The following is a 24,007-nucleotide window of genomic DNA, read 5'->3' as shown; positions in this document are numbered from 1 at the left end:
AACAATAACTGACCACCTATCTGGACGATTTTTATATAAATATAAATTCGAATAGCTTATAAAATTTCGTAATGAGGATTGCAATTTTGGGAGGAGGAGTAGCAGGTTCTACATTGGCATACCTACTTTCAAGAACTGGTCATGAAGTTACAATCTTTGATATCAATCAACATTACGTTAAACCATGTGGAGATATAGTCCCAAATGTTTATACACCCCCCTTTAATTGGGAGGAAACTTTTGGTATAAGAAGATTCTCCTTCTATATAGATGGCGAAAAAATTTACGATGTTGAATATAGACATACAAAGTGGCTGGTTATAGATAAGTGGAAGTGGATAAATGATATGCGAAAAAATTCAAAAATAATTGTGACTCACGATATTACTGTTAAAGACTTTGATTACGTAATAGATAGTAGAGGACCGTATCCAATGGATAGAGAGGTAGTTTATACTACTAGAGCCATAATAGAGACTGAGGAGTTTAACGACGAGGCTATATTGGAATTTGACACTCGCTATACAGGTTTTTATTGGATATTTCCTAGCAGAGAGAATGAATATAATATTGGAGCTGGTTTTTTGGAGTACAAGAATTCAAAAGAACTACTTTATTATTATTTGAGGAAGAAATTTAAGAATTTCGAAATTAAGGATATTAGAGGAGCTCCTATTAGTGTTGGAAGTGTTAAAAATAAGAAGCTGAGGATAGGTGAGGCAAGAGGACTTGTATTTCCACTAAGTGGCGAAGGTATAAGGCCATCAGCTATTTCAGCTGAATACGCTTTTGACGCTATATATAAAGAAAAAGATCTGGATGAGTTTCTCGATGAAAAGCTCAGTATTATTGAGAAAAGAATTAAAATTCAAAAAATGCTACTAGATCTATATAGATATTCTAGTCTAAGTTTAAGAAAGACTTTTATGAGAATATTCTTTAAAAACGATGTTCTTATAGACACATATTTAGAAGATAAGATAGATTTGAATGGAATAATCGAATCTCTAAAGAGTGTGAGAGGGAATGGAGATATTGTTAGAAAATTCGAGGAGCAGGAAAAATAAGCATGTATTAAGAACCTTTCTATTTAAAGTAGATGCAAATGGGACAATACAACAGATAGAATTACCTGGAAAATCAGTAAAACCTACATATAAGGTAGGTGAAGCGAAAGTTGTAAATATTCCAAATAAAGGCACATACGTTTATCTTTTCCTTCTAAGAAACCTATACGGGCGTGTAATAGGTAGGATAATTGTAATTAATGATGGAAAGGTAGTACTAACAATGAAATATAGAAAGTTAAAGTTAAAGTTAATAGATGGAGATGATAAATACGTAATAATTATAAAGAGAATTTTTGAGCAACTTAAAATTCCGTTCAAGAAAATAAATACTAATAAGAAGAAGTGAGAAAATGTTTGAAGTGGGATTTAAGATTTTAGCTGAGGATACTTTTAGAATAAAGTACTTATCACAATCTATTAACGATGTATTTAAAGATCTATGCGAACCTGTAAAAATAGGAGCATCGTACATTTGTGCTCCAAATCAAGATACTCTTATCTTAATCTATTTCAGTTCTCAGCTTTCAAAAGATACGAATGTGTCGCTCAAAATTATGTCAAATAATGCAACTTATGTTGTTGACATTATGAGAGAAGTTAATAATAGGTTAAGGTCACAAGGTTTTTATATAACAATTTCGGAAGCCTTTACTACTTCGTTATAGAGATTTAAGAGTAACTCCTCATTTATATTCTTCTTATCATTAGTAACTTCTACTACTGCATTACAAATATAAGATGAGATTTTAGTGTTACATATTACTAGTTTTCTTAATATTCCATTCTTTATTTCTTTATTTACATCCATATATATCAATCTCTCTTCATCTTCTATATGTTTTCTTCTCTTTATTTCTTTATTTACATCCATATATACTAGTACTATTTTATTCTCAACGATTACAGAAAAATTTAGACCATTAATGTTGTAGTTTGTTACTGTCATAAAATCGGTACCAACTCAGTTCCACAATATGGGCACTTTCCCTTTAATCCTCTCTTATCTGCTTCGCAGAAGTATGCTGAATATTTCTTTTCACATTTAGGGCATTTATAGATGATATCCGTTCCTATTACTAGTTTTCTATTACATATTCTACAATATACTGTTAACCATCCTAGGTGTCCATACGCATTTGAACCTCTATTTTTAATGCTCATCTTATATCCACTACCACTTCATACAAATTAACTTAAATTTTTATTCTCGACGTTATACCTTTGTCTACTTTAAAAGACTTTATAGTCTAAGAAGAGGTGTAGTTATTAGATGAACTTAGTATCGTATTATAAGCTAGAACCTTTAAAAATAGATGATGTAGTAGTTCTCTATACTTTACGTAGGACTAAAGAAGCTGAGATTATAGATGGAATTAGTGATTTAGAATCAATAATGCCAGATGAGGCTAATGATATTGTAATAATTCAAGGAATTAATGAGAAATATATTAATGGCAGATTTGATTCGGATTTTCAATTCTTTCGTCCATTAAATGTTATTTCTATAGGTATTCCTCAAGTTGTAAATGGAGATCAAGTTCAGATTACAAGAATAGACGTAAATGTAAACGATGTTATTGGCGGAGTTTTGGTCAAAAGAGATTTACCATTTATAGTATTCTTTACTCACGATGGCACTAAAATATTATCAATGTCAGATATTAATCCACCTATTCCAGAAAAGAAAGATAATGTAAAGAAGAGGGCTAAAAAGAAGAAAAAGAGGAGTAAGAAGCGTGCTAAGAAATCTAGTTCAAAATCCAAAAGTAAGAGCAAGAGTTCTAGAAAGAGTTGACGAATTTAAGCTAAATAATCTATCAAATGAGGAAGTGTGGTTTAGGGAACTCACGTTTTGTTTGTTAACTGCTAACTCATCTTTCATTTCGGCCTATCAAGCACTAAACTGCTTGGGAGATAAAATCTACTACGCCGATGAAGAAGTAGTTAGAAATATTCTTAAATCATGTAAATATAGATTTTATAATTTAAAGGCAAAATATATTATTATGGCTAGGGAGAAGGTATATGGAAAGTTAAAAGAGGAGATAAAGCCTTTAGCAGATAATGACCAACAATTGGCTAGAGAGAAGTTATTAAATATAAAAGGAATAGGGATGAAAGAAGCTAGTCACTTTCTTAGGAATGTTGGCTATTTCGATCTGGCAATTATAGATAGACATCTAATAAATTTTATGAAAAGAATAGGTGCGATAGGAGAAACTGACGTTAAACATTTATCAAAAAGTCGCTATATATATTTTGAAAATGTTTTGAAAAGTATCGCTTCAAATTTTAATCTAAGTGTCGGTATATTGGATTTGTTTATATGGTATAATGAGACTAATACTATAGTTAAGTAGCAATAAAAAATATAAACCAGTAGTTATAGTGTGATATGACTCATAATGCAAAACCCTAGTATGCTGAAAAGGGAGTTCAAATTTACTCAACTTTTAAGCAAATTAGTTCTTATTATTATTTTATTCTCCTCATCTTTCTCAAGCTCATTCTCATCATCATGTTAAACTAAATCATATTCTTGAAAGTTTTAGGTGATATGTATGGAAACTATACAAGGTGTAAACTCTATAAACAAATTAGATTTCAAAGTATTAATAACTGATCCAGTAGATCAATACATGATAAGAACTTTACAAAATATCGGATTAACAGTTGACTATAAACCTGAAATTTCAAGAGAGGAATTACTAAAGATAATAAACCAGTACCAAGTTTTAGTAGTAAGAAGCAGAACTAAGGTAGATAAAGAGATAATCCGTTTAGGGACAAATCTTAAGATTATAGCCAGAGCTGGGATAGGGCTAGACAATATAGATACAGAAGAGGCATCTAAGAGAAATATAAAAATTGTTTACGCACCTGGAGCTTCTACAGATTCTGCGGCGGAACTAACTATAGGATTACTTATTATTGCAGCTAGAAGACTCTATGATTCTATGAATATGGCAAAGGGGGGTTTATTCAAGAAGATAGAGGGAATTGAACTTGCAGGTAAGACTATAGGTATCGTAGGATTCGGTAGAATAGGTGCCAAAGTAGCTAAGGTATGTAAGGCATTGGATATGAACGTAATTGCATATGACATTATCGATATAAAAGAAAAGGCGAATATGCTTGGGGTTAAAGTAGCTAAAAGTTTAGAAGAATTACTAATGAGCTCAGACGTAATAACCTTTCACGTTACAGTAGGTAAAGACGCTAAACCAATCCTTAATAAAGATACATTTAATTACATCAAAGATAATTCAATCATAATCAATACCAGTAGAGCCGTAGTAATAGATGGTAAAGCATTACTAGAATATATTGATAAAAAGCACTTAACTTATGCTACAGACGTTTTATGGAATGAGCCACCTAAAGAAGATTGGGAGATTAAGTTGTTAAGACACGAGAGAGTGATAGTAACTACTCATATTGGTGCTCAAACTAAAGAGGCACAGCATAGAGTAGCAGTAGTTACAACAGATAATCTCATTGCTGCTTTAAGGGAAATCGGTGTTCTCAAATGATGTTAATTCCCGGTCCAGTAAATGTACCTTACAGTGTTTTACAAGCTTCCCTTAATTTAGTGAATCATAGATCAGAGAAATTTAGAGAGACTGTAAAAACATTAGAATTTTTGATGAATAAACATTTTGGATCTACTCGTGTTGCACTACTAAGTGGCTCAGGCACATTAGCTGTAGAATCCATGGTCTATTCAATGGTAAAAAGAGAGGAAAAAGTACTAACATTTCCTTATGGTGAGTTCGGATATAGGTTAAAGGAATCGTTAATTAGACGTGGAGCAAAGGTAGTTAGTTACGATAAAAAATTAGGAGAATCCTTTACAGTTGAAGAAATAAAAAAGGCTATTGAGGAAAATAAAGATGCTACTACAGTAGCGTTAGTTCATAACGAGACTAGTACGGGTATAGCATTTAGAGACCTTCAAAAAATAGCTAATGTTGTAAAAGGTGCAGGATTAAAGCTTCTTATCGACTCAGTATCAGGATTTGCTGCTTATCCGCTATATGTTAATCAGTGGAAAATTGATTGTGTAGTAACTGGTAGCCAGAAAGCCTTAGCGAGCATACCAGGTGTAGGTTTTGCTGCCTTATCTGAAGAGGGCATGAATGAACTGATAGAGTCCGATTTACCTAGTTATCTAGATTTATCTCTTCATTTAAAGTTTCAAGATAAGGGAGAGACACCATTTACTCCTACAGTAGGAGCATTTTTTGCTTCTAGAAGAGCTGCTGAATTATTAGATAAGGAAGGAATAGAAAATAGATGGAAGAGACATGAATCTTGTGCAATATATTTAAGGCGAGTAATGTCAGAAATGAATTTTAAATTGTTAGGCGATGATACTAATTTCTCCAACACGGTAGTTGCGGCATATCCTCCTATTCCTTTAGATACATTTGTATTAGAGCTAAAGAAGAGAAATATTGAGATTGCTAAGGGTATGGGCGAATTAAGGGATAAGATAGTAAGAATAGGAATTTTAGGTGTAGTTGATGATAGAGCAATTAGAAGATTAGTTAATAGTATGAGTGAAATAATTAAAAAGAATGTTGAGTTCGAGGTTCCAAAAGAATGTAAGTTGCCGGAAGAGTTAAAAGTTGAAGTTTCATGGGATTAGAGAGGGATGAAATTTTGTCCCATGATTTACATTTTAATGAAGTTTTTATTTCCTTATGGCAGAATAGACTAACTAGATACGAGATTGCCAGAGTAATAAGTGCTAGAGCATTACAATTAGCCATGGGTGCACCAGCTTTAATTGATATAAATAACCTAAGTTCGACTGATGTTATTAGCATAGCTGAGGAGGAGTTTAAGAGAGGGGTTCTTCCAATAACTATTAGGAGAAGATTACCAAATGGAAAAATAATTTTATTATCTCTTAGAAAGAGTTAAATAAGATGGATTTATGCAATTTAAACAACTATTACCTTATAATTGCAGAAAAATCAAAAGCAGCTAAAAAAATCGCTGAATCTCTCTCAGAGAAGCCTATTTTGTGTAAAAAATATAATGTTAACTATTGGGTAGTAAGAGATCATGATAACAGTAAATATGTTATTGTGCCTGCGGCAGGACATCTTTTTGGGTTACAAGGTAAAAGTGGCTTTCCTATATATGATGCTGACTGGAAACCTTTATGGGAGGTGGATAAGAATAGCTACTATACAAAAAGGTACTATCAACTTATCTCGTCTCTTAGTAAGCATGCTTTAGGCTTTATTAATGCATGTGATTACGATATTGAAGGTTCTGTAATTGGCTATTTAATAATCAAATATCTAGGGGATATTAAGAAGGCTAAACGAATGAAATTTTCCGCGTTGACTAAGAGTGATATATTGTCAGCATTTAGAAATATGTCTACATTAGATTACGATATGATAAATGCTGGACTAGCTAGGCATAAAATTGACTGGCTATGGGGAATTAATGTTAGTAGAGCTCTTATGATTTCTTTACAAGATTTCGCAAAGAAAAGAGTGATATTAAGTGCGGGTAGAGTTCAAAGCCCAACTCTCGTTCAGGTCGTTAACTCGGAAACTGAAAGAAACCTATTTATTCCATTACCCAAATTTACTGTTTCAATTATAGTAAAAATTAAAGATTATTCACTTAATATTAAGATAAATAGAGATTTCGAAAAAATTACAGAAGCAAAGGAATTTCTGAATAAATTAATAAATAAGACCGTAAAAGTCGTTCAAGTTGAAAATAAGATTAAGATATTGGAAAGACCCTCTCCATTTAATCTCACTGATCTCCAAGTAGAAGCTGGCAGAATATATGGAATATCTCCATATAATGTAGAACGTATAGCAGAAGATCTTTATTTAGATGGGCTAATAAGTTACCCAAGAACTAATAGCCAAAAAATACCACCTACTATTGACATCTATAACATAATCAAAAGTCTAGAGAATAGTTCATATAGAAAGCTAGTTGATTTAGTGAGGAAAATTGCGAGAGGTAGATATATTGTTAGGCAAGGCTTTAAGGATGATCCTGCACATCCCGCAATTCACCCTACAGGGGAATCTCCTAAAAATTTATCTGCTAATAAATTTAAGATATATGATCTAATACTAAGAAGATTCTTGGCTTCAGTATCTGCTGATGCTAAACTATCTAACACTACTTACACCTTGAAAGTAACTGATATCCCCTTAGAGTTCTCAGTTTCATATACAAAAATATTAGAAAGAAATTGGCTAGATATATATCATTTTCATAATGTGAGGGAAGATAATCCCATACTTCTCTCAAAAGGTGATGAGGGTATAGTTTTAGATGGAAAAGTAAATATTAGTCTAAGTAAACCCACTTCTAGGTATACAAAGGTTTCATTACTCAAATGGATGGAATCTTCCAACTTAGGTACAGAGTCTACTAGAGGAAGAATAATTGAAATCCTAGTGAAGAGAAGATATTTGACTAATAGTGGTCGCTATGTAGTTCCGACAAAATTAGGTTTCTATATCGCCGAGATATTAAACAAATTTTTCCCAGATATTGTTGATGTTAAAATGACTGCAGATATGGAAAATAAATTAGAAATGATAAAGACTAGTAAAGTTCTAGAAAGTGAAGTCATTAAAGAAAATATAGAAAAATTAAATAAATTTATAGAGGAATATAAAGTGAATAAAGATAAGGTAGGGGAATCTTTAGCTAAAGCTTTAGGTCTCATAAAAATTGTAAAGTGTAAATTTTGTGACTTGGAACAGTATAAGGATGGATTATGCAAATATCATTATGAAGCCAAAGTAAAGCTTTTGGATGCTGTGAAAATTTGGGAGGAAAGGACAAAATATGACCATAAAAAGATTTTAAAAAGAATCAGTAGTAGTAAATCAACGGGTAAATATGTAAAAGATATAGCAACTTATATGCTTAATATGAATGATGAAAGTCATGCCAATCTGAAAAAGATGAGGTAAACTCTGGGGTAACTGAATTACTATAGTGCCTTAAACTTCTCTGTCCATGCCTCATAAGCCTTTATTAATTCTGGATTAACACTTGGCATTCTGACCTTTAATATATCCTTAAAATCTTGGAGAGTAATTGCTCTTGGCTCACCTAAATTATTCTTAAACATCTCTTTAACAACTTTAATATGTGCTGCTTGAACTATATCCCTAATATCGCTAGCTGTATATCCTTCAGTTAATTTAGCTAATTCTTCTAGACTTACCTCAGGATCTAATTTAACCTTCGATGTATAATATTTGAATAGCGATAATCTTTGTTCATAATCAGGTAGCGGTACGTATATTCTTTTCTGAAATCTTCTCAAGAAGGCTTCATCTAATCTCCAAGGCTTATTTGTAGCACCTATGACATATACTTTATAGTTTTCCGATTTATCCAAAAGCCCATCCATTTCCTTCAAAAATTGGTTCCTTACTCTTGCCTCCCCTCCTACCTCCGTAGAGTAAACTCCTAGCAAAGCGTCTAACTCATCTATAAAGATTATAGCAGGTTTATTTTGCTTTTTAGATTCTTCCCTAGCCATTTTGAATACGTTAGCTACATTCTTCTCGGCTTCTCCTAACCACTTTGACATTACTGATGCAGCATCTAATTGTATGAAAATAGAGTCTATCTCATTTGCTACTGCAGCAGCTATCATAGTTTTACCACAACCTGGAGGACCATATAACAAAATTCCTCTTGGCCAGCCTAAGGGAAATAGATCTGGTCTCTTGGTGGGATATATTATTGCCTCTCTTAATGCTTCCTTCACATCATCTAAACCGACTATATCTTTGAACGAGACCTTTGGTTTCTCGGTAACTATTACTTCCTCAGGTGGATTTCCACTATCTCCTCCACCATCACTAGATGCTGGTAAGACTTTTTCCAGATAACTTATTCTTTTCTTATATTCGTTAATCATCTGCTCATATGCAGTTCTCGCTACAGATTCTGGATAAAGGACTATGATTTGGCTCAAAACCTCTATGGCTTTCTTATAATATGTTATTGCATCCTCTACCTTACCTTCCTTATCAGCTTTTACTGCAAGGATAGCGTACTTTCTAGCCATATCTTCTAGCATTACTTGAGCGCTCATCTACATTGCCCCTTTAGCTCTCTACTGCTATTAATCCCTTACTCTTTAACACTTCAAGAAGCTTTACTACTTCACGCTTTTCAACGCCATATATTTTGCTAAAGTGCTCTATATCCAAGAAGCCACCATTATTTACTATGTAATCTAATAATTCTCTTTCAGTGATCTTTCTTGCTGTTGGTTTAGATTGTGAAACTCTTGACGATTGCTCTACTGGTGGATGTGGTAAATCTGGCAATAGTTCCCTAACTTTTACTTCAGCCATTTTTTGTGCTTCATCTAAGATTTGTCTAGCTTGCTCATCTACTACCGCAGGAACTACTCCTCTATCGTTTATTGCACCCGTTTCTACTGCTATGCCATTTACACTGCTTATGATAGAGTCTAAGGCTATTGCGACTTCTGGAGCAATTCCTTTTATTTGATCCTTTAAATCTCCTAATATTTTAGCAACGGGATATAATACTAGAGAAACGCCTTGCAGTTCTTGTACAGTATCTAGTTTTAACCTAACTTTCTCGATAGCTAGGAATGCTGTATAAATTACCTTTATTATTCTTCTAATATCAGCTATTTCTTGAGCGTATATTTTTGCTTTTGCATCATCTCCTTCTACTTGTGCCCTTACTACTTTCTCAAATAATTCCTTATCTCTATCTTTTAACCTTCTTATTGCTTCTTCTAATCTGGTTTGTTGATCTTTTAATTTTAATGATATCTCAGTGAGTATCTTACCTAGTTGAGACTTTCGCCTCTTTTCATTGTTAAAAATAAATGGTAACTTATCAAACATCCTAACTCACTAGTTTAGTTAAAGAGTATTTATTACCTTTACCGGTATTGGCAATGGTATTTCCGATTTGGATTGATCGCTCTTTGTCTCACCTTGTTGTGAGGTAGATAAGGAGCCTAAAGGCTTAAGTTCTATAGATTCTTTATCTAACGAGTCTAATCTATCTAAAGTTTTTCTAATATCATCTCTTTCTAAAGTATAACTGTCTTTTGACTGCCTTAGAACTTCCATTGAACCTTTATACGCATTTTCCGGAATTTCAGCTGAGATATAACTCATTTTTAATGAGATTACTGCTTTATCTATATGAGCTAATTGATCTTCTATGTCGTTAAGTCTGGATTTTAACCTCACTTTTAACTTATTCTGATCGTCCTTTAGCTTTAACATTTCCGTATCAAGTTTCCTTTTCATATCATCGTAATCGCTTTTAGGAATCTCTTGCTTACTATATAATTCCTCTAATGCTCTCTGTCTTTTTCTAATTTTTTCCATTAGGCTCAATATTCTTATTGCTTCTGCTTTCCAATCTGGGAGAATTAATACACTATCTCCATCTAATTTTATCCTTTCTGGTCCTATGGTCAAGATAGAAGAACCTTGCGATACCTCAATCCCGGTTATACTTCCATCTATCTCGCTGTATACGTGAATTAGGTATCCAAATTCCCTTCCATAAATATCTTTAACCTTTTGTCCAATAAATTTCGTTAGTACTTCGTACGATACGGGCATGGTAATACTCCTCAAAAATATTTGGTCTTTTAAGCAATACTTATAAAGATTGGGGCTCTTCAGATAGCGGAGACTCGTCATCTAATAGGAGCTTTTAACCTTCATCATCAACTAGGGAATATTATGTGACCAAGCTTAAAAAGCATAGCGAATATTATTATCATTTCGAATAGAGTTATGTCAACTCAAGCTCTTAGTAATATATCCTCGCAGCTTTCTCATTTAGTAGGCAACCTAAACTTAGAGCCAATAAGTTACATATTAGTTCTTATAGGCTTCGCCCTTTTACTAATTATTATAATAGGTAGTGTAATTTATGGTTTAGCGAAAGCAGCTAGAGCAGTTCCATCAATGTCAACTAAGGAGTTCATATTGTTATTACTAGGGATAGCAATTTTCCTTGTGATCCTAGGCATATTATTGCCTTAAAGATAAAAATATTTTCCTCCATATTCTAATCCAAATTTGTTTTCTATCTCTAGTAGCTTATTATATTTGCTAGTTCTTTCTCCTCTCGCCGGTGCGCCAGTTTTTATGAAATCTGATTCAATCCCTACTGCAAATTCTGCTATGAAATTGTCTTCTGTCTCTCCACTTCTATGACTAGTTACTAACTTTATTGAGTTTCTTCTGGCGAGATTAGTAAATTCAAACGTTTCGGATATTGTACCGACTTGATTAGGCTTAACTATAACACCTCTAGTTGATCTCTTTTCTATACCTATTTTTAGATATTTTATATTTGTAGTATATAAATCGTCACCTATTACTATTGTTGAATTTAGTTTATTTTGCAGTTCACTGAACAAGTCGAAAGAATTCTCTTCAAATGGATCTTCTAAGTATATTATGGGATATTCCTTAGCTAATTCTAGATAGAATTCTAGTAATTGAGTAGGATTCAATTCTTTACCATCAATTATATATTTCTCTTTTTTACTATCGTAGAAATCACTTGCTGCAGCATCTATTCCCATATATATTTTTCCTTGATATCCTGCATTACTTATTGAAGTATATATTAGATCTAAGGCCTCTCTAGTTGTTTCTAAAGGTGGAGAGAATCCTCCTTCATCCCCAACTGCTGTATAAATTTTACCATATCTTTCTGTTATTAACCCTTTCAGAGTTCTATATACTTCTATGGCAGCGAAAAAAGCTTCTTTAAAAGTATTAAACTTAATTGGTACTATAATAAATTCTTGTATTTTTAGCTTATTTCCAGCATGTAAGCCGCCGTTTATTATATTAAGTAAAGGTATTGGGATTTTCGGTAATCGAGGCCCAGCTATGTATTTAAAAACCTCTAAGCCTAAGGCCTTAGAAGCTGTTTTTAGTGCAGCTATAGATGTTGCAATTATTGTGTTTCCTCCTAATTTAGACTTATTTTCAGTTGAGTCCATATCTATTAGTATTTTGTCGATTATACCTTGTTCTCTTACATCAATTCCGTGTAACGCAGGATCTATTATGTAGTTTACTATGTCGACAGCTCTCTTTACCGTAAGCCCATTTTCATCCCTAACTTCAATTGCCTCTCTTGTTCCTTTAGAAGCCCCTGCCGGTGCGTCTCCAAAGGATTCAACACCATCACTAGTTCTTATGAAAACTCTTATAGTGGGATTGCCCCTAGAATCTATGATTTCTAATCCCTTAACCTTCTCTATGATAAAACGGTTAAGCATATTTACTATAGCGAATTAGCAATAATTAAATGTTAACTCCTAGCATGGCCTCGATAGTATTTTTAGCATACGGTTTACTTTCTATTATTTTCTCTAGACTTTTCAAAGATAAAATAAGTAATGAACGACTATTTCTAGTTGCATGGTCTTTAGCTCCTCATCTGGTAGGTTTAATATATTCACCTTCTGTTTTAATCACACTGTTAGTTTTGATATCCTTATCCATTAACTTATTTATTGTTTATAAAGGGAAATTTAGAATTATATACTCAGGAGTTACGTTCTTATTTATGGCAGTAATTATACAGATATTTATTAATCCTTTAACTAGATTATAGAACTGATGCCAAAAAAGAAACAAATTGACCCATACGTTTGTCCAAATTGTGGGACAAAGGTAGAGAAGGCTCAGAAGACATGGCAGTTAGTTTCACCTCTTCCAGATTCTTACGGTAGAATTACAATAACAGTTATGGGTTCTTTTGTTTGTCCGAATTGCGCCCATAAATGGAAATCTGTGGTATCTAAGATAAAAGCAGGAGGTTCTTCAGTAGAGATTGAAGGTAAGAAGGGTGTTAAGAAAATAGAATCTAAGGATTCAGAGGAAAAAGCTAATGAAGGAGAGGTTATAGAATTAGACCTAAGTGATTTAGATGAAGATGAAGAAGAGTGATATAGTCATTATCTTATTTATTGCATTGATTTATATTTTGATGTTTTCTAATGTCGTTCAAAGTGCGAGCGTAGAAGGAGTTTCAATGTATCCAATATTTCAAAACGGTGCATTAACTTTTTACGTTAAACCATTTTCGATTAACGTAGGTAATGTGATAATATATAAATCGCCTTATTTTAATAATTACGTAATTCATAGAGTCGTAGCTACAAACAATGGTTATTATATTACTCAAGGTATAGACAAAATAACTAATCCAATACCAGATAATAGGATTGGGTTAGAACCACCTAGTGGTATACCGGAAAATTTAGTGGTAGGAAAGATAATAGAGTTTGGTAACTTTACATTTTCAATACCCTATCTTGGGTATATCTCTATACTTTTCTCATCTATTATTTAAGGTAATTTATTTTACCTAACCTTCTCAGCCTTAACACTCTATACGTTGGCGTTATAGTAGAAGGATGATTAGCATAAGCTTGATCTAATCTTGAAACACTTGTATTAGTAGGACTCTTTAGAAGTTGTTCTGGGTTTCTTTTAGCATTCTCTACAATCTTTTTGAGAGCTTCGGCAAACATATCCAAAGTTTCTTTAGTCTCTGTTTCCGTAGGCTCTATCATTAGCGCTTCTTCGACAATTGGTGGGAAGTATATAGTTGGAGCGTAAAATCCACTATCAAGTAGGGCTTTGGCAACATCGTTAGCGCTTACTCCGTAATTTTCCATTAACTGTTTCACGCTGAACACTACCTCGTGCTTCCTGTGTCTATTTGGTGCAATCAGCTCCAGCTCTTTAACGTCTCTTAGCTTAGCTATGAGATAATTGGTCGCTAAAGTACTCATTTTTCCTACCATTTGAACACCTTGAGGTCCTAGTCCTAATAGGTATACAAAACTACGCGCTAAATTGCCCACATTACCGTAAAATGTAGCTATCTTACCAATACTATTCTTCGGAATCTTACTTAATTTATACTTTCCATTTACCTTCTCAACCATTGGATATGGGAGGTAATTAACAAGCTCACCCTTTGCGCAAATCGCTCCAGCCCCAGGTCCACCACCTCCATGCGGAACTGCGAATGTCTTATGTAGGTTTAAGTGCACAATATCAAATCCCATATCCCCTGGTCTCACAATTCCTAACACTCCATTTAAATTGGCTCCATCATAGTATAGTATTGCATTTGCTGAATGTATTATCTTAGAGATTTCTAGAATATTCTCTTCGAATAATCCCAACGTATTTGGATTAGTTAGCATAAAACCTGCAGTTTTATCATTTACGATCTCTCTTAAGATATCCATATCAATAAGCCCTTCTCCATTTGATTTCACATATATAACTTTATATCCAGCCATTGCAGCACTTGCAGGATTGGTTCCGTGAGCAGTATCTGCAACCAGCATAGTATCTTTGTAATTTCTATTGTGCTCCTCATGATACTTTTTAATCATTAGCACTCCCGCAAACTCACCAGCAGATCCAGCAGGTACTTGTAAGCTACACTCATCCATACCAGTTATTTCACTAAACCAATTTTGGAGTTCGTAAATCATCTCTAGTATTCCTTGAACATTATCCTCATCTTCTAAAGGGTGATGCGATTCTGTAATTGCTGTGGCTTTTTCCTCAATCTTTGGATTATATTTCATTGTGCATGAGCCTAGTGGCATAATTCCATTATCTACACCAAAACTCATCTGAGATAATCTGACGAAGTGCCTTACTATCTCTAGCTCACTTAAACTAGGCAGATCAGGTCCAGTTTCCCTTAGTAGATTTTTAGGTATTTTCATTTCCTTTATCTCGCTTCTTATCTCATCATCCTTATTTATCAAGAAACCTTGTCTAGTTGCACCACTATTGTTTAGCTCAAATATTAAAGGCTCATCCCATTTAGCTTGCCTCCACACCATTTATCACCTCTTGTATCGTCGATACTAATAGATCTATTGACTTCTTATCATGAACTTCTGTCACACAGAAGAGGGATGTATAATCGGACAATTTTAGTCCTCCTTGCAGTCTTCTTTCTTTTAGTTTATTACTTATCTTATCATATTCTATAGGAAATTTAATTACAAATTCTTCAAAAAAGTCAGACCTAAATGCCATGCTTACGTTATCTATTTCAGTCAACTTTTTAGAAGCGTAATGACTTCTAAAGTAAATCTCCTCTGCAAGCTCTCTTATTCCTTCTTTGCCTAACAAGCTTAAATAGATCGCATTAGCTATGGCCAGTAAGGCTTCATTTGTAGTTATGTTAGATGTTGCCTTTTCCCTTTTGATGAATTGTTCTCTAGTTTGAAGAATTAGTGTAAACCCTGTTTTGTCATTTACGTCTTTTGTAATTCCCACTATTCTACCTGGCATTTGTCTTACTAAACTCATATCCCATCTTACTGCAAATAATCCCATTAAGGGTCCTCCAAAATTTAACGGAAGCCCTAACTCTTGACCATCACCCACAGCTATATCAGCTTCGTAGCTTCCAGGTGGCTTTATTAGACCAAGCGAAAGTGGATTAACTCCCACAATACTTAACGCTCTTTTATGTTTAGCAGTATCGATAATATGCTCAATATTACTTTCGAAGATCCCAAAGAAATTCGGTTGTTGTATATATATTGCAGATATGTCATCATTATTAGATTTCTTATCTAGATCCTCTATATCAACTTCACCAGAATTCTTATCATACTTAACTTCCTCTATTTTTATCCCCTTTCCTTGTATCCAAGTTCTTAGTACTTCTTTATGAAACGGGTTAGCGTTTTCAGGTACCAATACAGTCCTTTTCCCGTTTATCCTATTAGCCATTAGTACGGCCTCAGCTAATGCTGAACCCCAATCATACATTGAGGCGTTAACTACATCCATCTCTAGTAGTTCAGCCATTAAACTTTGATATTCAAACAATGCTTGTAATAGGCCTTGAGAAATTTCTGGTTGATACGGAGTATAGGATGTATAAAACTCTGATCTACTTATGATAAATTTCACGACATTAGGGATATAATGGGGGCAAATACCAGCTCCAATAAAAGGTGGCGCTTCTAGCTCCACGTTCTTCTTCACTTTTTCATTAATTTCTTTTTCAATCTCATATTCTGATAGCGGTTTGGTTTTTGCTACATTTAACAATTTATTTATTTTAATTTCAGCCGGTATATCGTTAAACAACTCGTCAAGAGACTTTACCCCTATCTCTTTCAGCATCTCATCTATTAGGTCTAGGTTTGGAAGCCATGGATGTTTATACATAAGCCTTAATACAACTCTAAGATATTTGTAATATATGTTTGTTTCACCTTTTCATGACCTTGAGGAAAAATTGGGAGCTAATTTTGGAGAGTTCGCTGGCTGGGAAATGCCAATGAACTTCAACAGTTACGCAGAAGAGCACATGAGTGTGAGGAGCTCAGTAGCGTTTTTTAACTTATCTCATATGGGCAGATTAAGGGTTAAAGGTAATCCAAAGGAGTTTGAAATGTTAGTAGCTAAGGAAGTTAGTAAGGCAAATTCTGGAAATATGATAGGGCCTACTGCTTTTTTGAATGATAAGGCTGGCTTTAAAGATGATGTGATGGTTTATAAAGTATCTGAGAATGAATGGTTAATTGTAACCAATGCAGTAAATAGGGAGAAAATTGTAAATTGGATAAAATCTAATTCGAATTTGGATGTAGAAGACTTAACATTCAAGTATGGTATGATTGCTATACAAGGTAGGAAATTAGAAGAAATTTTAGGTAAAAATGAATTAAAACTGTTAGAATTTAAGCTTAATACTAAATTTATGGGATATGAAGTCTTTTTAATTAGCAGATCTGGATGGACAGGCGAGAATGGATTAGAAGTTTGGGTTACATTAGATGTTGGTAGACAACTAATTATGGAGTTAGTGAAAATCGGAATAAAGCCTGCTGGTTTAATTGCAAGAGATAGTTTAAGGCAAGAGATGGGTTTTGTCCTTTATGGAGAAGACATTGATGAGACCACTACTCCGGTTGAAGCAAGATATTGGGTTTTCTCGCTGGAAAAGGATTTTATAGGAAAAGATAGTTTAGTTGAACGCATAAAGAGTGGCATTGAGAAAGTTAGGATTGGCTTTAAGATGAAAAAAGGTGAAAGAGCTATACCTAGGCATTCCTCTAAGATATACTCAATTGGAAATGAGGCAGGATATGTAACGAGTAGTACCTTTTCTCCTTACTTAAATAGAGTTATAGGCATGGGTTACGTAAATCCCAAGTACTTCTATCTAGGCTATAATTTGTCAGTTGAAATTAGGGGTAGACAGTATGATATAAAAATCGATGAGTTTCCATTTATCTAGGTGAATATTGTATGAGTGAGATAAAAGTAGGTAGATATGTAGTTCTGACAGATAGATTGTATACAGAGACTGATGAGTGGGTAGTAGTTTCTAGTGATAACTTAGTAGTGATTGGAATAACTGATTATGCACAGAAGAAGTTAAGAGATATAGTAGGAATTGAGTTACCTCAATTGCAGAAAGAGGTTAAAGCCGGAGAATCTGTAGGAGTTATAGAATCTGTTAAAGCAGCAGCAGACATTTTCTCTCCGTTAAGTGGAATAATAGTTGAGGTAAACAGTAAATTACTCGAGCATCCAGAGATAATAAATAAGGATCCATATGGTGAAGGCTGGATTTTCAAGTTAAGGCCATCCAGGTTATCAGAAGAAAAAGAAAAACTACTTAGCCCAGAAAAGTATATTGAAAAAATAAAGGGTGGATGAGTTGAGTGAAGCATTTGAAATTAGGGAAAGATACGTTCCTCAGATAGGTAGACCCTCGTATTTGCTAGTAAGCTTACCAGATGCTGGCTTAGTAGGTAGTATATCTGGGGAATTTTTGATTAATTATCTAAATTTAAAAGAGTATGGAGAAGTTTATTCACGTAAATATTTACCTCCCATTTCTCATGTAGTTAACGGAGTAGCTAAGTCACCTATACGTTTATATCACTATGATAATTTCCTTTTACTTCATTCTTGGGTTGCAATCCCAGCAAATAGTATATATCATTTAGCAAATTTAGTTGTAGACTATGCAGAGAAATACGGGATACAGACAATAATATCGATAACTGGAGTTCCAGTGTCAAATAGATTAGAGCTAGAGAAACCCACCCCCTATTGGGTTGTTAGCTCTGAAGATTTCGCTAAAGAGTTAGATAGTTTGAATTTAATGAAGAAATTTGTAGAAGGCTACGTAACTGGGCCCTATGCCCCCATTTTATTCGAATCCGCTAAAAAGTTTATCAGAAACCTGGTTATAATAGTTGAATCATTTCTAGATTTACCTGATCCAGAAGCTGCTGCAGTAGCGTTAGATGTAGTGTCTAAATTGTTAGGATTTAAAGTTGATACTTCCTCTTTGCTTAAAGAAGCAGAGGAAATTAGAGGAAGAATAAAGGGTTTAATGCAACAGACAAGACAAGAACTTCCTAACTATTCTGGATTGCGTCCGTATACATATGCGTGATCTTCAATGCCTGCATATAAGGACTTATACGACCTGGTAAAGTCGATAATAGAAAAGGAAATAAGCAGGATGGAGAAAGAATTCCGAAGGATAGAGAGTGAAATTAAAGAGGAAATTGAAAAATATAATGCCCCATTATATTCCTTTTACGAATCTGAGGATTTCTATTACTACTTGATCGATATTCCTAATGTCGATACATCTACAATATACGTGAAAGTTGAAAACAATAATAGTATGAAAATCAGTTGTAAAGATAAAAGTAATCGGGAGTATACTCTAAATATAAAGGTACCAGAAGATGCTGATATTGATAGTTTATCTGTTACAAGAGTAAAATGGTTAGTTAAAATTACTGTAAAGCGAAGAAAAGATTAAGTACTCGTTTTTCTAAGAGTTTGAAAGACTTTTATAAACACTGTTTAAGAAAATAATATAGAGGGACTATTTTTGAGTGAGGAAAAAGTAGCTAGGGATATAGAGACTAGAAAGGTCCAGAAATTAGGTTCTTCATCATTATTTATCACACTCCCGAAAAAATGGATAAATAAATGGAGCATAAAGCCTGGTGATAAGGTAATTCTTGAGGCCTTAGATGACGGTAGCTTAAGATTAATAGCAGAAAAGGCTAAGACTAACGCAGGAAAAAAGACAATATTAGTTGACGCGGACTCGCTAAAGCAGCCACTCATTAATATAATTCCATGTCTGTACATTTTGGGATTTGATGAAATAGTTTTTGAAACAAAGAAAGATTTCACCAAAAAGGATTTCGAAGATATTCTTTACATATCTAAACATCTAGTTGGAGCAGAAGTTGTTGAGAATTCCGAGAAAAAAATCAAATTAGAATGTTTACTAGATACGGAGAAAGTCGGAGTTGAATCCTTATTGAGACGTATATTAAATATTATTTCAAAAAGAATTGATGAAGTATCTAAGTTTCTAACTAATTCTAATCTAGCTTATCAAAGTGCTATAACTAATGCTGATGATTTAAGGAAAATATACTTGATGTTACTTAGGAGAATAATAGGAAATAAGTATCAGTCCAGTAGTATGGAATATTATAGAAATTCATTTATTTTGCTTAATATATCTATTTTGATAAATATAGATTATATAGTATCAAAAATTTATGAAATTAGAGGTAACTTTAATATTAGCCCTAACCACACGGATATGTTAAAATCGATTTTCACTAGCATAAATGACGTATTAGATGAGATAGTGATGAGTATCCTATTCCCTAGCGTAAAAAGAATATCAAATGGATTCAATCTGATATCGCAAATAAGGCAAAACTTCATAAAAATCAAAGATTCCTTACCGAATTCGTTTAGTTTGTATTTAGAAGATTTAGTAAATCTATTAGAAAATGCTCTAAACAATTCTATGTGTGGGATTTTCTTAGAGGACTTACCTTGGATAGAAAAAGATTTAACAGCGTAAAAGGAGAGGATAGAGTATGGTAACACTAAAAATAGAGGATTTACATGTAGAGGTTGAAGGCAAAGAAATACTTAGGGGTATAAATCTTGAAGTTAAGAGCGGAGAAATACATGCATTAATGGGTCCAAATGGGAGCGGCAAGACCTCACTATCCTTAGCATTAATGGGACATCCTAAATATAAAATTACTAAGGGAAGAATAACATTAGATGGCGAGGATATAACTAATTTAGAACCTCATGAGAAAGCTAGAAGAGGTCTTTTCTTGGCCTTTCAAAATCCGATAGAAATTGCAGGAGTTAGATTATCAACACTCCTAGTTGCAGAGTATAATAAGGTAAGTGGTACTAACGCTTCAGTAATGGAGGTAATATCAAAAGTTAAAAATATTAGCAAAGAAGTTGGGATAGCAGATTCTCTATTAAATAGGGGAGTCTTTGAGGGCTTTAGTGGTGGTGAAAAGAAGAGAGTAGAAATCCTGCAAATGCTTCTATTAAAGCCTAAGATAGCTATTTTAGATGAACCAGATTCTGGTGTAGACGTTGATGGACTTAGAATGATTTCGTATTTTATAAATAAGCTTAAGAATGAATTAAATGTTGGTTATTTAATAATAACTCATTATAGGAGAATTTTAGATCATATAAGTGCAGATAAAGTTCACGTATTATATAAAGGGAAGATTATAGCAGAAGGGGGAATGGAACTAGCCAAATTAATTGACGAGAAAGGATATGAAGTGGTCCTAGAGAGGAATTCATGAGTTTATTTTTTATTAAAGATAGACTTATATTCGTCTTTAACAGAGTTAAAGAATAGGTTATAAGTATGCAAGAAGATAAGATATCATTAGACCTGCATGAGATAATAAATGCTACCATAGATGCCAAATACAACAAGCTTAATCAATTAGAATTTCATAGGAGAATAGTAGAATCAGGATTAAGTAGGTCTACGATAGAGGAAATTTCCAGAATAAAGAAAGAACCAGAATGGATGTTAAAATTAAGATTAAAGAGCTTGGAATTATTCGAAAAGTTACCCACACCGAATTGGTTACCAGACGTTTTATCAAGTTTAGACATTTCAGCATTAGAACTTTACGTTAAGCCTGGTGTCGACAAAGCCCAAAGCTGGGAAGAACTACCACCAGAAATAAGAAAATATTATGATGAGTTAGGTATACCTGAAAGCGAGAAAAAGTTCTTAGGAGGTCTTGTAGCAGTATTAGAATCGGAACCCATTTATTCTAATGTTAAAGTTGAACTAATGAAAAAAGGAGTAGTAATGCTACCAATAGATGAGGCTGTGACTAAATATCCGGACCTTATGAAGGAGTACTTTATGAAAATATTTCCAGCCTCTGATCACAAGTTTGCAGCTTTACATGGTGCATTATGGAGTGGGGGTGTATTCGTATATGTTCCAAAGAACGTGAAGATAACAACACCAGTAGAAGGATTCTTCGTAATAGGATCAGAGCTTGAAGGACAGTTTGAGCATACTTTACTAATAGCTGACGAGGGGTCGTATATCCACTTTATTGAAGGCTGTACAGCACCGCAACTTAAGAAGTACTCATTCCATGATGGTATGGTAGAATTATATGCCAAAAAGAATGCTTACATAAAGTTTACTACAATCCAGAACTGGAGCAAAAACGTGATTAATTTCAATAATAAGAGAGCATGGGCTGACGAAAATTCAACTGTGGAATGGGTTGAGGGGTCATTGGGTTCCAAGTACAGTTTTGTATACCCATCAACTATCCTTAGAGGGAAAAACGCTTCATCTACCAGTTTAGTAGTTACAATGACCAGTGGAGAGGGTGAGTGGAAAGATAGTGGTTCGAAAATGATCCATGCAGCACCTTATACTAAGAGTAAAGTGGTAAACAAAAATATAGGTTTCAATGGAGGTGTTAACGTATATAGAGGATTAATTAAAGTAAATAAAGGGGCAGTAAGTTCTAAGGCGTTTGTTAAATGTGACTCTTTAATGCTTGATGATAAAACAAAAGCTTATACATATCCACATAATCAAGTGTTAGAAGAGGACGCAGATGTAGCACATGAAGCTCATACATTCAGAATGAATGAGGATCAACTCTTCTATCTAATGACAAGGGGTATAGATGAAAAGGAGGCAACTTCAATGCTAGTATTAGGGTTCATAGACGAGATCATGAAAGAACTGCCATTTGAGTACGCTACCATGTTAAATAAGGTTATAAAGCTAGAATTAGATAAGCTAGGTGCAGTGGCTTAAGTTGGGAGTAGTTGATATACAATCAGCTAAAAAAATAATTAATGAAAACTTTACACAAGATAGAGGAGAGAGAGAAAAAGCGTTTTCTTTGTATCTTTCTAAGCCATATCAATTAATACATGATTCGCCAACAATCAAGCACTATACTGAATGGGATTTATATGAGTCATTAAACCTCAATGATATTTCTAGGCAAGAAGTAAAATATAGTGAAACTGAAAATATAACTGAAATTATAGATGATACTATAAGAATTCCGAAAAATAATATACAAATAGATGACTTACTGAATGATGATGTTATTAGTAGCGATGAGCATAAATTAGTATCACTGGCCTATTCTCTCTCTAGGCGGATAACAATAAGCAATGAAGGAGAGTATCATGTTAAGCACGTCGTCAATAGAAATAAATATCTTTCTCCTTCGCATCTAATAATTAACGTACCTAAAGATAAGCAAATTAAGGTAATTTATGAAGTTCTAAATCTAGGTGAAGGATCCCTAACGATTCCAATTATATCTGTTAATATAGAAGATGGTTCTACTTTAGATTTCCAATTTGTAAATTTCTCTGGTGACAACAGTCTTCTTTTCTCTTACATTAAGGCTAACATAAAAGGTACAATGCATTCATCAATATTTGTAAACGGTAATAAGATGGGTCATGTTCAGTTTAACACTAGACTAGAGGAGGGCAGTGTGAGTGAATTTTCATCAAGAGCTTTTGGGACGCATAGCAATAAAATAGATGTAGTTAACAATGTTATTCATTTAGGCCAGAAGAGTGCAAGCAATGGCTTTATGAAGGCAATCTCTAACGATCAAGCGTTTACTGTGGTAAGGGGCGTGGCAACTATAGATGAGACTGCAACTAACTCTTCCACGTCGATAGTTGGCAGATCATTAGTCTTAGGAAAAGATGCTAAAGCAGTAGTTTCTCCCATGCTTGAAGTAAAAACTGGCAGAGTAGTTATGGCTAAACACTCTGCTGCAATAAGTAGGATAGACGAAAATCAAATCTTCTATTTACAAACTAGGGGACTAAATAAAAGAGAAGCCGAAGGGATTATAATAAGGGGATTTATAATTGAGGAGCAAGATCCAGAGACGCTTAAGAATAAGATAGAAGAAATCTTGAAATCTTTGGGATATTAGTTTCGCTCAACTCCCTCTCTATTTGCTTATAATAGAAATTTTCCTATAATATACTACTTAGCCGATTTATAAAAGAGGAAAATTGGTTAGAGTAATCACTTTTAAAGCAGAGGAGGAACTTTTAGTAAAGCTAGATCTGTTTGCGTTAAATAGTAGAATGAGTAGAAGTGAAGTAATTAGAATAGCTATAGAAAAATATTTGGAAGAAGCCGCCGGCGGGATTCGAACCCGCGACCGCCGGCTATCTAGGCAGTAACTTACAAGGCCGGCGCTCTAACCAGGCTGAGCTACGGCGGCACTAAGAAAACTATCATATAATAAGGATTTAAAGCTTATTGCGGTTAAGGGAAGGAGTAACTTTTTCCAATTCTTGTTTTTCTTATTGTCTTTTCTATCTAGGTCTTTCTTATCTACGTGGTAATAAATTTTTAAGTAATGTTCCCCTATTTAAATACAGCCGGGTAGTCTAGTGGTCAAGGATCCAGGGCTCTGGCCCCTGGGACCAGGGTTCGAATCCCTGCCCGGCTACCTAGCTAGT

General features: G+C 33.9%; 29 protein-coding genes, 2 tRNA genes and 1 pseudogene. 23 read left to right on the top strand and 9 right to left on the bottom strand.

Features of this window, described 5'->3' with window-relative positions:
* Positions 1-71 precede the first annotated feature (71 nt).
* Genes GFS03_RS07405 through GFS03_RS07395 form a run of 3 tightly spaced genes read left to right on the top strand, consistent with a single transcriptional unit; the run spans position 72 to position 1,735 of the window.
* Entirely contained in the window at positions 72-1,067 is a 996-nt protein-coding gene (locus GFS03_RS07405; protein ID WP_153423216.1) for an NAD(P)/FAD-dependent oxidoreductase, read from the top strand.
* Positions 1,027-1,416, top strand: a complete 390-nt coding sequence (locus tag GFS03_RS07400) for a hypothetical protein (RefSeq protein ID WP_153423215.1) — start codon at positions 1,027-1,029, stop codon at positions 1,414-1,416. Before GFS03_RS07405 ends, GFS03_RS07400 begins: the two co-directional genes overlap by 41 nt.
* A gap of 4 nt (positions 1,417-1,420) precedes the next feature.
* The gene (locus tag GFS03_RS07395; protein WP_153423214.1) at positions 1,421-1,735 is read left to right on the top strand and encodes a hypothetical protein; all 315 of its coding nucleotides are present in this window, start codon (positions 1,421-1,423) and stop codon (positions 1,733-1,735) included.
* On the opposite strand, the gene GFS03_RS07390 is transcribed toward GFS03_RS07395, so the two are convergent.
* Positions 1,696-2,016, bottom strand: coding sequence for a hypothetical protein (locus GFS03_RS07390; RefSeq protein ID WP_153423213.1), 321 nt, complete (start codon positions 2,014-2,016; stop codon positions 1,696-1,698). The genes GFS03_RS07395 and GFS03_RS07390 overlap by 40 nt on opposite strands.
* The gene (locus GFS03_RS07385; protein WP_012711324.1) at positions 2,013-2,231 is read right to left on the bottom strand and encodes a hypothetical protein; all 219 of its coding nucleotides are present in this window, start codon (positions 2,229-2,231) and stop codon (positions 2,013-2,015) included. Before GFS03_RS07385 ends, GFS03_RS07390 begins: the two co-directional genes overlap by 4 nt.
* A 109-nt stretch (positions 2,232-2,340) precedes the next feature.
* Between GFS03_RS07385 and GFS03_RS07380 the strand changes: the two genes are divergently transcribed.
* From GFS03_RS07380 to GFS03_RS07355, 6 genes are all read left to right on the top strand, one after another.
* Positions 2,341-2,865, top strand: coding sequence for a hypothetical protein (locus GFS03_RS07380; protein WP_153423212.1), 525 nt, complete (start codon positions 2,341-2,343; stop codon positions 2,863-2,865).
* Entirely contained in the window at positions 2,807-3,430 is a 624-nt protein-coding gene (locus GFS03_RS07375; RefSeq protein WP_153423211.1) for an N-glycosylase/DNA lyase, read from the top strand. The genes GFS03_RS07380 and GFS03_RS07375 overlap by 59 nt, the downstream gene beginning before the upstream one ends.
* Before the next feature lie 201 nt (positions 3,431-3,631).
* Positions 3,632-4,603, top strand: coding sequence for a D-2-hydroxyacid dehydrogenase (locus tag GFS03_RS07370; protein WP_153423210.1), 972 nt, complete (start codon positions 3,632-3,634; stop codon positions 4,601-4,603).
* Positions 4,600-5,721, top strand: a complete 1,122-nt coding sequence (locus tag GFS03_RS07365) for an aminotransferase class V-fold PLP-dependent enzyme (RefSeq protein WP_153423209.1) — start codon at positions 4,600-4,602, stop codon at positions 5,719-5,721. The genes GFS03_RS07370 and GFS03_RS07365 overlap by 4 nt, the downstream gene beginning before the upstream one ends.
* Positions 5,712-5,999 (top strand): DNA-directed RNA polymerase subunit K, encoded by a 288-nt coding sequence (locus GFS03_RS07360; protein WP_153423208.1) that lies wholly within the window; start codon positions 5,712-5,714, stop codon positions 5,997-5,999. The genes GFS03_RS07365 and GFS03_RS07360 overlap by 10 nt, the downstream gene beginning before the upstream one ends.
* A gap of 5 nt (positions 6,000-6,004) precedes the next feature.
* Positions 6,005-8,044: a DNA topoisomerase I gene (locus tag GFS03_RS07355; protein WP_153423207.1), complete on the top strand. Its 2,040-nt coding sequence runs from the start codon at positions 6,005-6,007 to the stop codon at positions 8,042-8,044.
* 20 nt (positions 8,045-8,064) lie between these two features.
* On the opposite strand, the gene cdvC is transcribed toward GFS03_RS07355, so the two are convergent.
* The 3 genes from cdvC to cdvA are packed head-to-tail and all read right to left on the bottom strand — an operon-like array spanning position 8,065 to position 10,792.
* Complete coding sequence (gene cdvC / locus GFS03_RS07350) at positions 8,065-9,183, bottom strand: cell division protein CdvC (protein ID WP_153423206.1); 1,119 nt, start codon at positions 9,181-9,183, stop codon at positions 8,065-8,067.
* A gap of 13 nt (positions 9,184-9,196) precedes the next feature.
* The gene (gene cdvB, locus GFS03_RS07345) at positions 9,197-9,976 is read right to left on the bottom strand and encodes a cell division protein CdvB (RefSeq protein WP_153423205.1); all 780 of its coding nucleotides are present in this window, start codon (positions 9,974-9,976) and stop codon (positions 9,197-9,199) included.
* Positions 9,977-9,994: 18 nt separating this feature from the next.
* Positions 9,995-10,792, bottom strand: coding sequence for a cell division protein CdvA (gene cdvA, locus GFS03_RS07340; RefSeq protein WP_153423204.1), 798 nt, complete (start codon positions 10,790-10,792; stop codon positions 9,995-9,997).
* Positions 10,793-10,888: 96 nt separating this feature from the next.
* Here cdvA and GFS03_RS07335 point away from each other — a divergent pair, with 96 nt between their 5' ends.
* Positions 10,889-11,140: a hypothetical protein gene (locus GFS03_RS07335; protein WP_153423203.1), complete on the top strand. Its 252-nt coding sequence runs from the start codon at positions 10,889-10,891 to the stop codon at positions 11,138-11,140.
* Here GFS03_RS07335 and eno read toward each other — a convergent pair.
* On the bottom strand, positions 11,137-12,396 hold the full coding sequence (gene eno, locus GFS03_RS07330) for a phosphopyruvate hydratase (protein ID WP_153423202.1): 1,260 nt from the start codon (positions 12,394-12,396) through the stop codon (positions 11,137-11,139). The two genes, GFS03_RS07335 and eno, sit on opposite strands and share 4 nt — an antisense overlap.
* Before the next feature lie 29 nt (positions 12,397-12,425).
* On the opposite strand from eno, the gene GFS03_RS13780 reads away from it, so the two are divergent.
* The 3 genes from GFS03_RS13780 to GFS03_RS07315 are packed head-to-tail and all read left to right on the top strand — an operon-like array spanning position 12,426 to position 13,475.
* A complete protein-coding gene (locus GFS03_RS13780) occupies positions 12,426-12,734 on the top strand; it encodes a hypothetical protein (RefSeq protein WP_153423201.1) in 309 nt (102 codons plus the stop codon).
* A 5-nt stretch (positions 12,735-12,739) separates the two neighbouring features.
* Positions 12,740-13,069 (top strand): chromatin protein Cren7, encoded by a 330-nt coding sequence (locus GFS03_RS07320; protein WP_153423200.1) that lies wholly within the window; start codon positions 12,740-12,742, stop codon positions 13,067-13,069.
* Positions 13,050-13,475 (top strand): signal peptidase I, encoded by a 426-nt coding sequence (locus tag GFS03_RS07315; RefSeq protein ID WP_153423199.1) that lies wholly within the window; start codon positions 13,050-13,052, stop codon positions 13,473-13,475. Before GFS03_RS07320 ends, GFS03_RS07315 begins: the two co-directional genes overlap by 20 nt.
* Here GFS03_RS07315 and gcvPB read toward each other — a convergent pair.
* Entirely contained in the window at positions 13,468-14,997 is a 1,530-nt protein-coding gene (gcvPB, locus tag GFS03_RS07310) for an aminomethyl-transferring glycine dehydrogenase subunit GcvPB (protein WP_153423198.1), read from the bottom strand. The genes GFS03_RS07315 and gcvPB overlap by 8 nt on opposite strands.
* Entirely contained in the window at positions 14,978-16,345 is a 1,368-nt protein-coding gene (gene gcvPA / locus GFS03_RS07305) for an aminomethyl-transferring glycine dehydrogenase subunit GcvPA (RefSeq protein ID WP_153423197.1), read from the bottom strand. The genes gcvPB and gcvPA overlap by 20 nt, the downstream gene beginning before the upstream one ends.
* Before the next feature lie 34 nt (positions 16,346-16,379).
* Between gcvPA and gcvT the strand changes: the two genes are divergently transcribed.
* The 9 genes and pseudogenes from gcvT to GFS03_RS13680 all read left to right on the top strand — a co-directional run.
* On the top strand, positions 16,380-17,420 hold the full coding sequence (gene gcvT, locus GFS03_RS07300) for a glycine cleavage system aminomethyltransferase GcvT (protein ID WP_153423196.1): 1,041 nt from the start codon (positions 16,380-16,382) through the stop codon (positions 17,418-17,420).
* 11 nt (positions 17,421-17,431) lie between these two features.
* Positions 17,432-17,845 carry a glycine cleavage system protein GcvH gene (gene gcvH / locus GFS03_RS07295; protein WP_153423195.1) on the top strand — a complete coding sequence of 138 codons (414 nt, stop codon included), beginning with the start codon at positions 17,432-17,434 and terminating at the stop codon, positions 17,843-17,845.
* A complete protein-coding gene (locus tag GFS03_RS07290) occupies positions 17,838-18,593 on the top strand; it encodes a proteasome assembly chaperone family protein (RefSeq protein ID WP_153423194.1) in 756 nt (251 codons plus the stop codon). Before gcvH ends, GFS03_RS07290 begins: the two co-directional genes overlap by 8 nt.
* A gap of 6 nt (positions 18,594-18,599) precedes the next feature.
* Positions 18,600-18,971, top strand: a complete 372-nt coding sequence (locus tag GFS03_RS07285; protein ID WP_153423193.1) for an Hsp20/alpha crystallin family protein — start codon at positions 18,600-18,602, stop codon at positions 18,969-18,971.
* Between the two features lie 72 nt (positions 18,972-19,043).
* The gene (locus GFS03_RS07280; protein WP_153423192.1) at positions 19,044-20,045 is read left to right on the top strand and encodes an AbrB/MazE/SpoVT family DNA-binding domain-containing protein; all 1,002 of its coding nucleotides are present in this window, start codon (positions 19,044-19,046) and stop codon (positions 20,043-20,045) included.
* A gap of 16 nt (positions 20,046-20,061) precedes the next feature.
* Complete coding sequence (gene sufC / locus GFS03_RS07275) at positions 20,062-20,808, top strand: Fe-S cluster assembly ATPase SufC (RefSeq protein ID WP_153423191.1); 747 nt, start codon at positions 20,062-20,064, stop codon at positions 20,806-20,808.
* 65 nt (positions 20,809-20,873) lie between these two features.
* Entirely contained in the window at positions 20,874-22,313 is a 1,440-nt protein-coding gene (gene sufB, locus GFS03_RS07270) for a Fe-S cluster assembly protein SufB (protein ID WP_153423190.1), read from the top strand.
* Entirely contained in the window at positions 22,300-23,469 is a 1,170-nt protein-coding gene (locus GFS03_RS07265) for a SufD family Fe-S cluster assembly protein (protein ID WP_153423189.1), read from the top strand. Before sufB ends, GFS03_RS07265 begins: the two co-directional genes overlap by 14 nt.
* Before the next feature lie 82 nt (positions 23,470-23,551).
* Positions 23,552-23,665, top strand: a pseudogene (locus GFS03_RS13680) (ribbon-helix-helix protein, CopG family); the annotation flags it as partial.
* A gap of 11 nt (positions 23,666-23,676) precedes the next feature.
* On the opposite strand, the gene GFS03_RS07255 reads toward GFS03_RS13680, so the two are convergent.
* Positions 23,677-23,766: transfer RNA gene (locus GFS03_RS07255), tRNA-Thr, on the bottom strand.
* A 158-nt stretch (positions 23,767-23,924) separates the two neighbouring features.
* Between GFS03_RS07255 and GFS03_RS07250 the strand changes: the two genes are divergently transcribed.
* Positions 23,925-23,997, top strand: a tRNA-Gln gene (locus GFS03_RS07250).
* The last annotated feature ends 10 nt before the right edge of the window (positions 23,998-24,007 follow it).

It is taken from the genome of Sulfolobus sp. E5-1-F (assembly GCF_009601705.1).
Lineage (GTDB): Archaea > Thermoproteota > Thermoprotei_A > Sulfolobales > Sulfolobaceae > Saccharolobus.
This window is presented reverse-complemented; position numbering and strand designations above follow the sequence as displayed.

Bases quoted from the DNA above. Each gene is read 5' to 3' on its own strand.
- GFS03_RS07320 (WP_153423200.1), top strand. From the start codon at position 12,740: ATGCCAAAAAAGAAACAAATTGACCCATACGTTTGTCCAAATTGTGGG.
- gcvPB (WP_153423198.1), bottom strand. From the start codon at position 14,997: ATGGTGTGGAGGCAAGCTAAATGGGATGAGCCTTTAATATTTGAGCTA.
- sufB (WP_153423190.1), top strand. From the start codon at position 20,874: ATGCAAGAAGATAAGATATCATTAGACCTGCATGAGATAATAAATGCT.
- GFS03_RS07380 (WP_153423212.1), top strand. From the start codon at position 2,341: ATGAACTTAGTATCGTATTATAAGCTAGAACCTTTAAAAATAGATGAT.
- GFS03_RS07390 (WP_153423213.1), bottom strand. From the start codon at position 2,016: ATGACAGTAACAAACTACAACATTAATGGTCTAAATTTTTCTGTAATC.
- gcvT (WP_153423196.1), top strand. From the start codon at position 16,380: ATGTTTGTTTCACCTTTTCATGACCTTGAGGAAAAATTGGGAGCTAAT.
- sufC (WP_153423191.1), top strand. From the start codon at position 20,062: ATGGTAACACTAAAAATAGAGGATTTACATGTAGAGGTTGAAGGCAAA.
- GFS03_RS07285 (WP_153423193.1), top strand. From the start codon at position 18,600: ATGCCTGCATATAAGGACTTATACGACCTGGTAAAGTCGATAATAGAA.
- GFS03_RS07395 (WP_153423214.1), top strand. From the start codon at position 1,421: ATGTTTGAAGTGGGATTTAAGATTTTAGCTGAGGATACTTTTAGAATA.
- gcvH (WP_153423195.1), top strand. From the start codon at position 17,432: ATGAGTGAGATAAAAGTAGGTAGATATGTAGTTCTGACAGATAGATTG.
- GFS03_RS07385 (WP_012711324.1), bottom strand. From the start codon at position 2,231: ATGAGCATTAAAAATAGAGGTTCAAATGCGTATGGACACCTAGGATGG.
- GFS03_RS07315 (WP_153423199.1), top strand. From the start codon at position 13,050: ATGAAGATGAAGAAGAGTGATATAGTCATTATCTTATTTATTGCATTG.
- GFS03_RS07335 (WP_153423203.1), top strand. From the start codon at position 10,889: ATGTCAACTCAAGCTCTTAGTAATATATCCTCGCAGCTTTCTCATTTA.
- cdvC (WP_153423206.1), bottom strand. From the start codon at position 9,183: ATGAGCGCTCAAGTAATGCTAGAAGATATGGCTAGAAAGTACGCTATC.
- GFS03_RS07405 (WP_153423216.1), top strand. From the start codon at position 72: ATGAGGATTGCAATTTTGGGAGGAGGAGTAGCAGGTTCTACATTGGCA.
- GFS03_RS07355 (WP_153423207.1), top strand. From the start codon at position 6,005: ATGGATTTATGCAATTTAAACAACTATTACCTTATAATTGCAGAAAAA.
- cdvA (WP_153423204.1), bottom strand. From the start codon at position 10,792: ATGACGAGTCTCCGCTATCTGAAGAGCCCCAATCTTTATAAGTATTGC.
- GFS03_RS13780 (WP_153423201.1), top strand. From the start codon at position 12,426: ATGTTAACTCCTAGCATGGCCTCGATAGTATTTTTAGCATACGGTTTA.
- gcvPA (WP_153423197.1), bottom strand. From the start codon at position 16,345: ATGTATAAACATCCATGGCTTCCAAACCTAGACCTAATAGATGAGATG.
- cdvB (WP_153423205.1), bottom strand. From the start codon at position 9,976: ATGTTTGATAAGTTACCATTTATTTTTAACAATGAAAAGAGGCGAAAG.
- GFS03_RS07365 (WP_153423209.1), top strand. From the start codon at position 4,600: ATGATGTTAATTCCCGGTCCAGTAAATGTACCTTACAGTGTTTTACAA.
- GFS03_RS07370 (WP_153423210.1), top strand. From the start codon at position 3,632: ATGGAAACTATACAAGGTGTAAACTCTATAAACAAATTAGATTTCAAA.
- eno (WP_153423202.1), bottom strand. From the start codon at position 12,396: ATGCTTAACCGTTTTATCATAGAGAAGGTTAAGGGATTAGAAATCATA.
- GFS03_RS07400 (WP_153423215.1), top strand. From the start codon at position 1,027: ATGGAGATATTGTTAGAAAATTCGAGGAGCAGGAAAAATAAGCATGTA.
- GFS03_RS07360 (WP_153423208.1), top strand. From the start codon at position 5,712: ATGGGATTAGAGAGGGATGAAATTTTGTCCCATGATTTACATTTTAAT.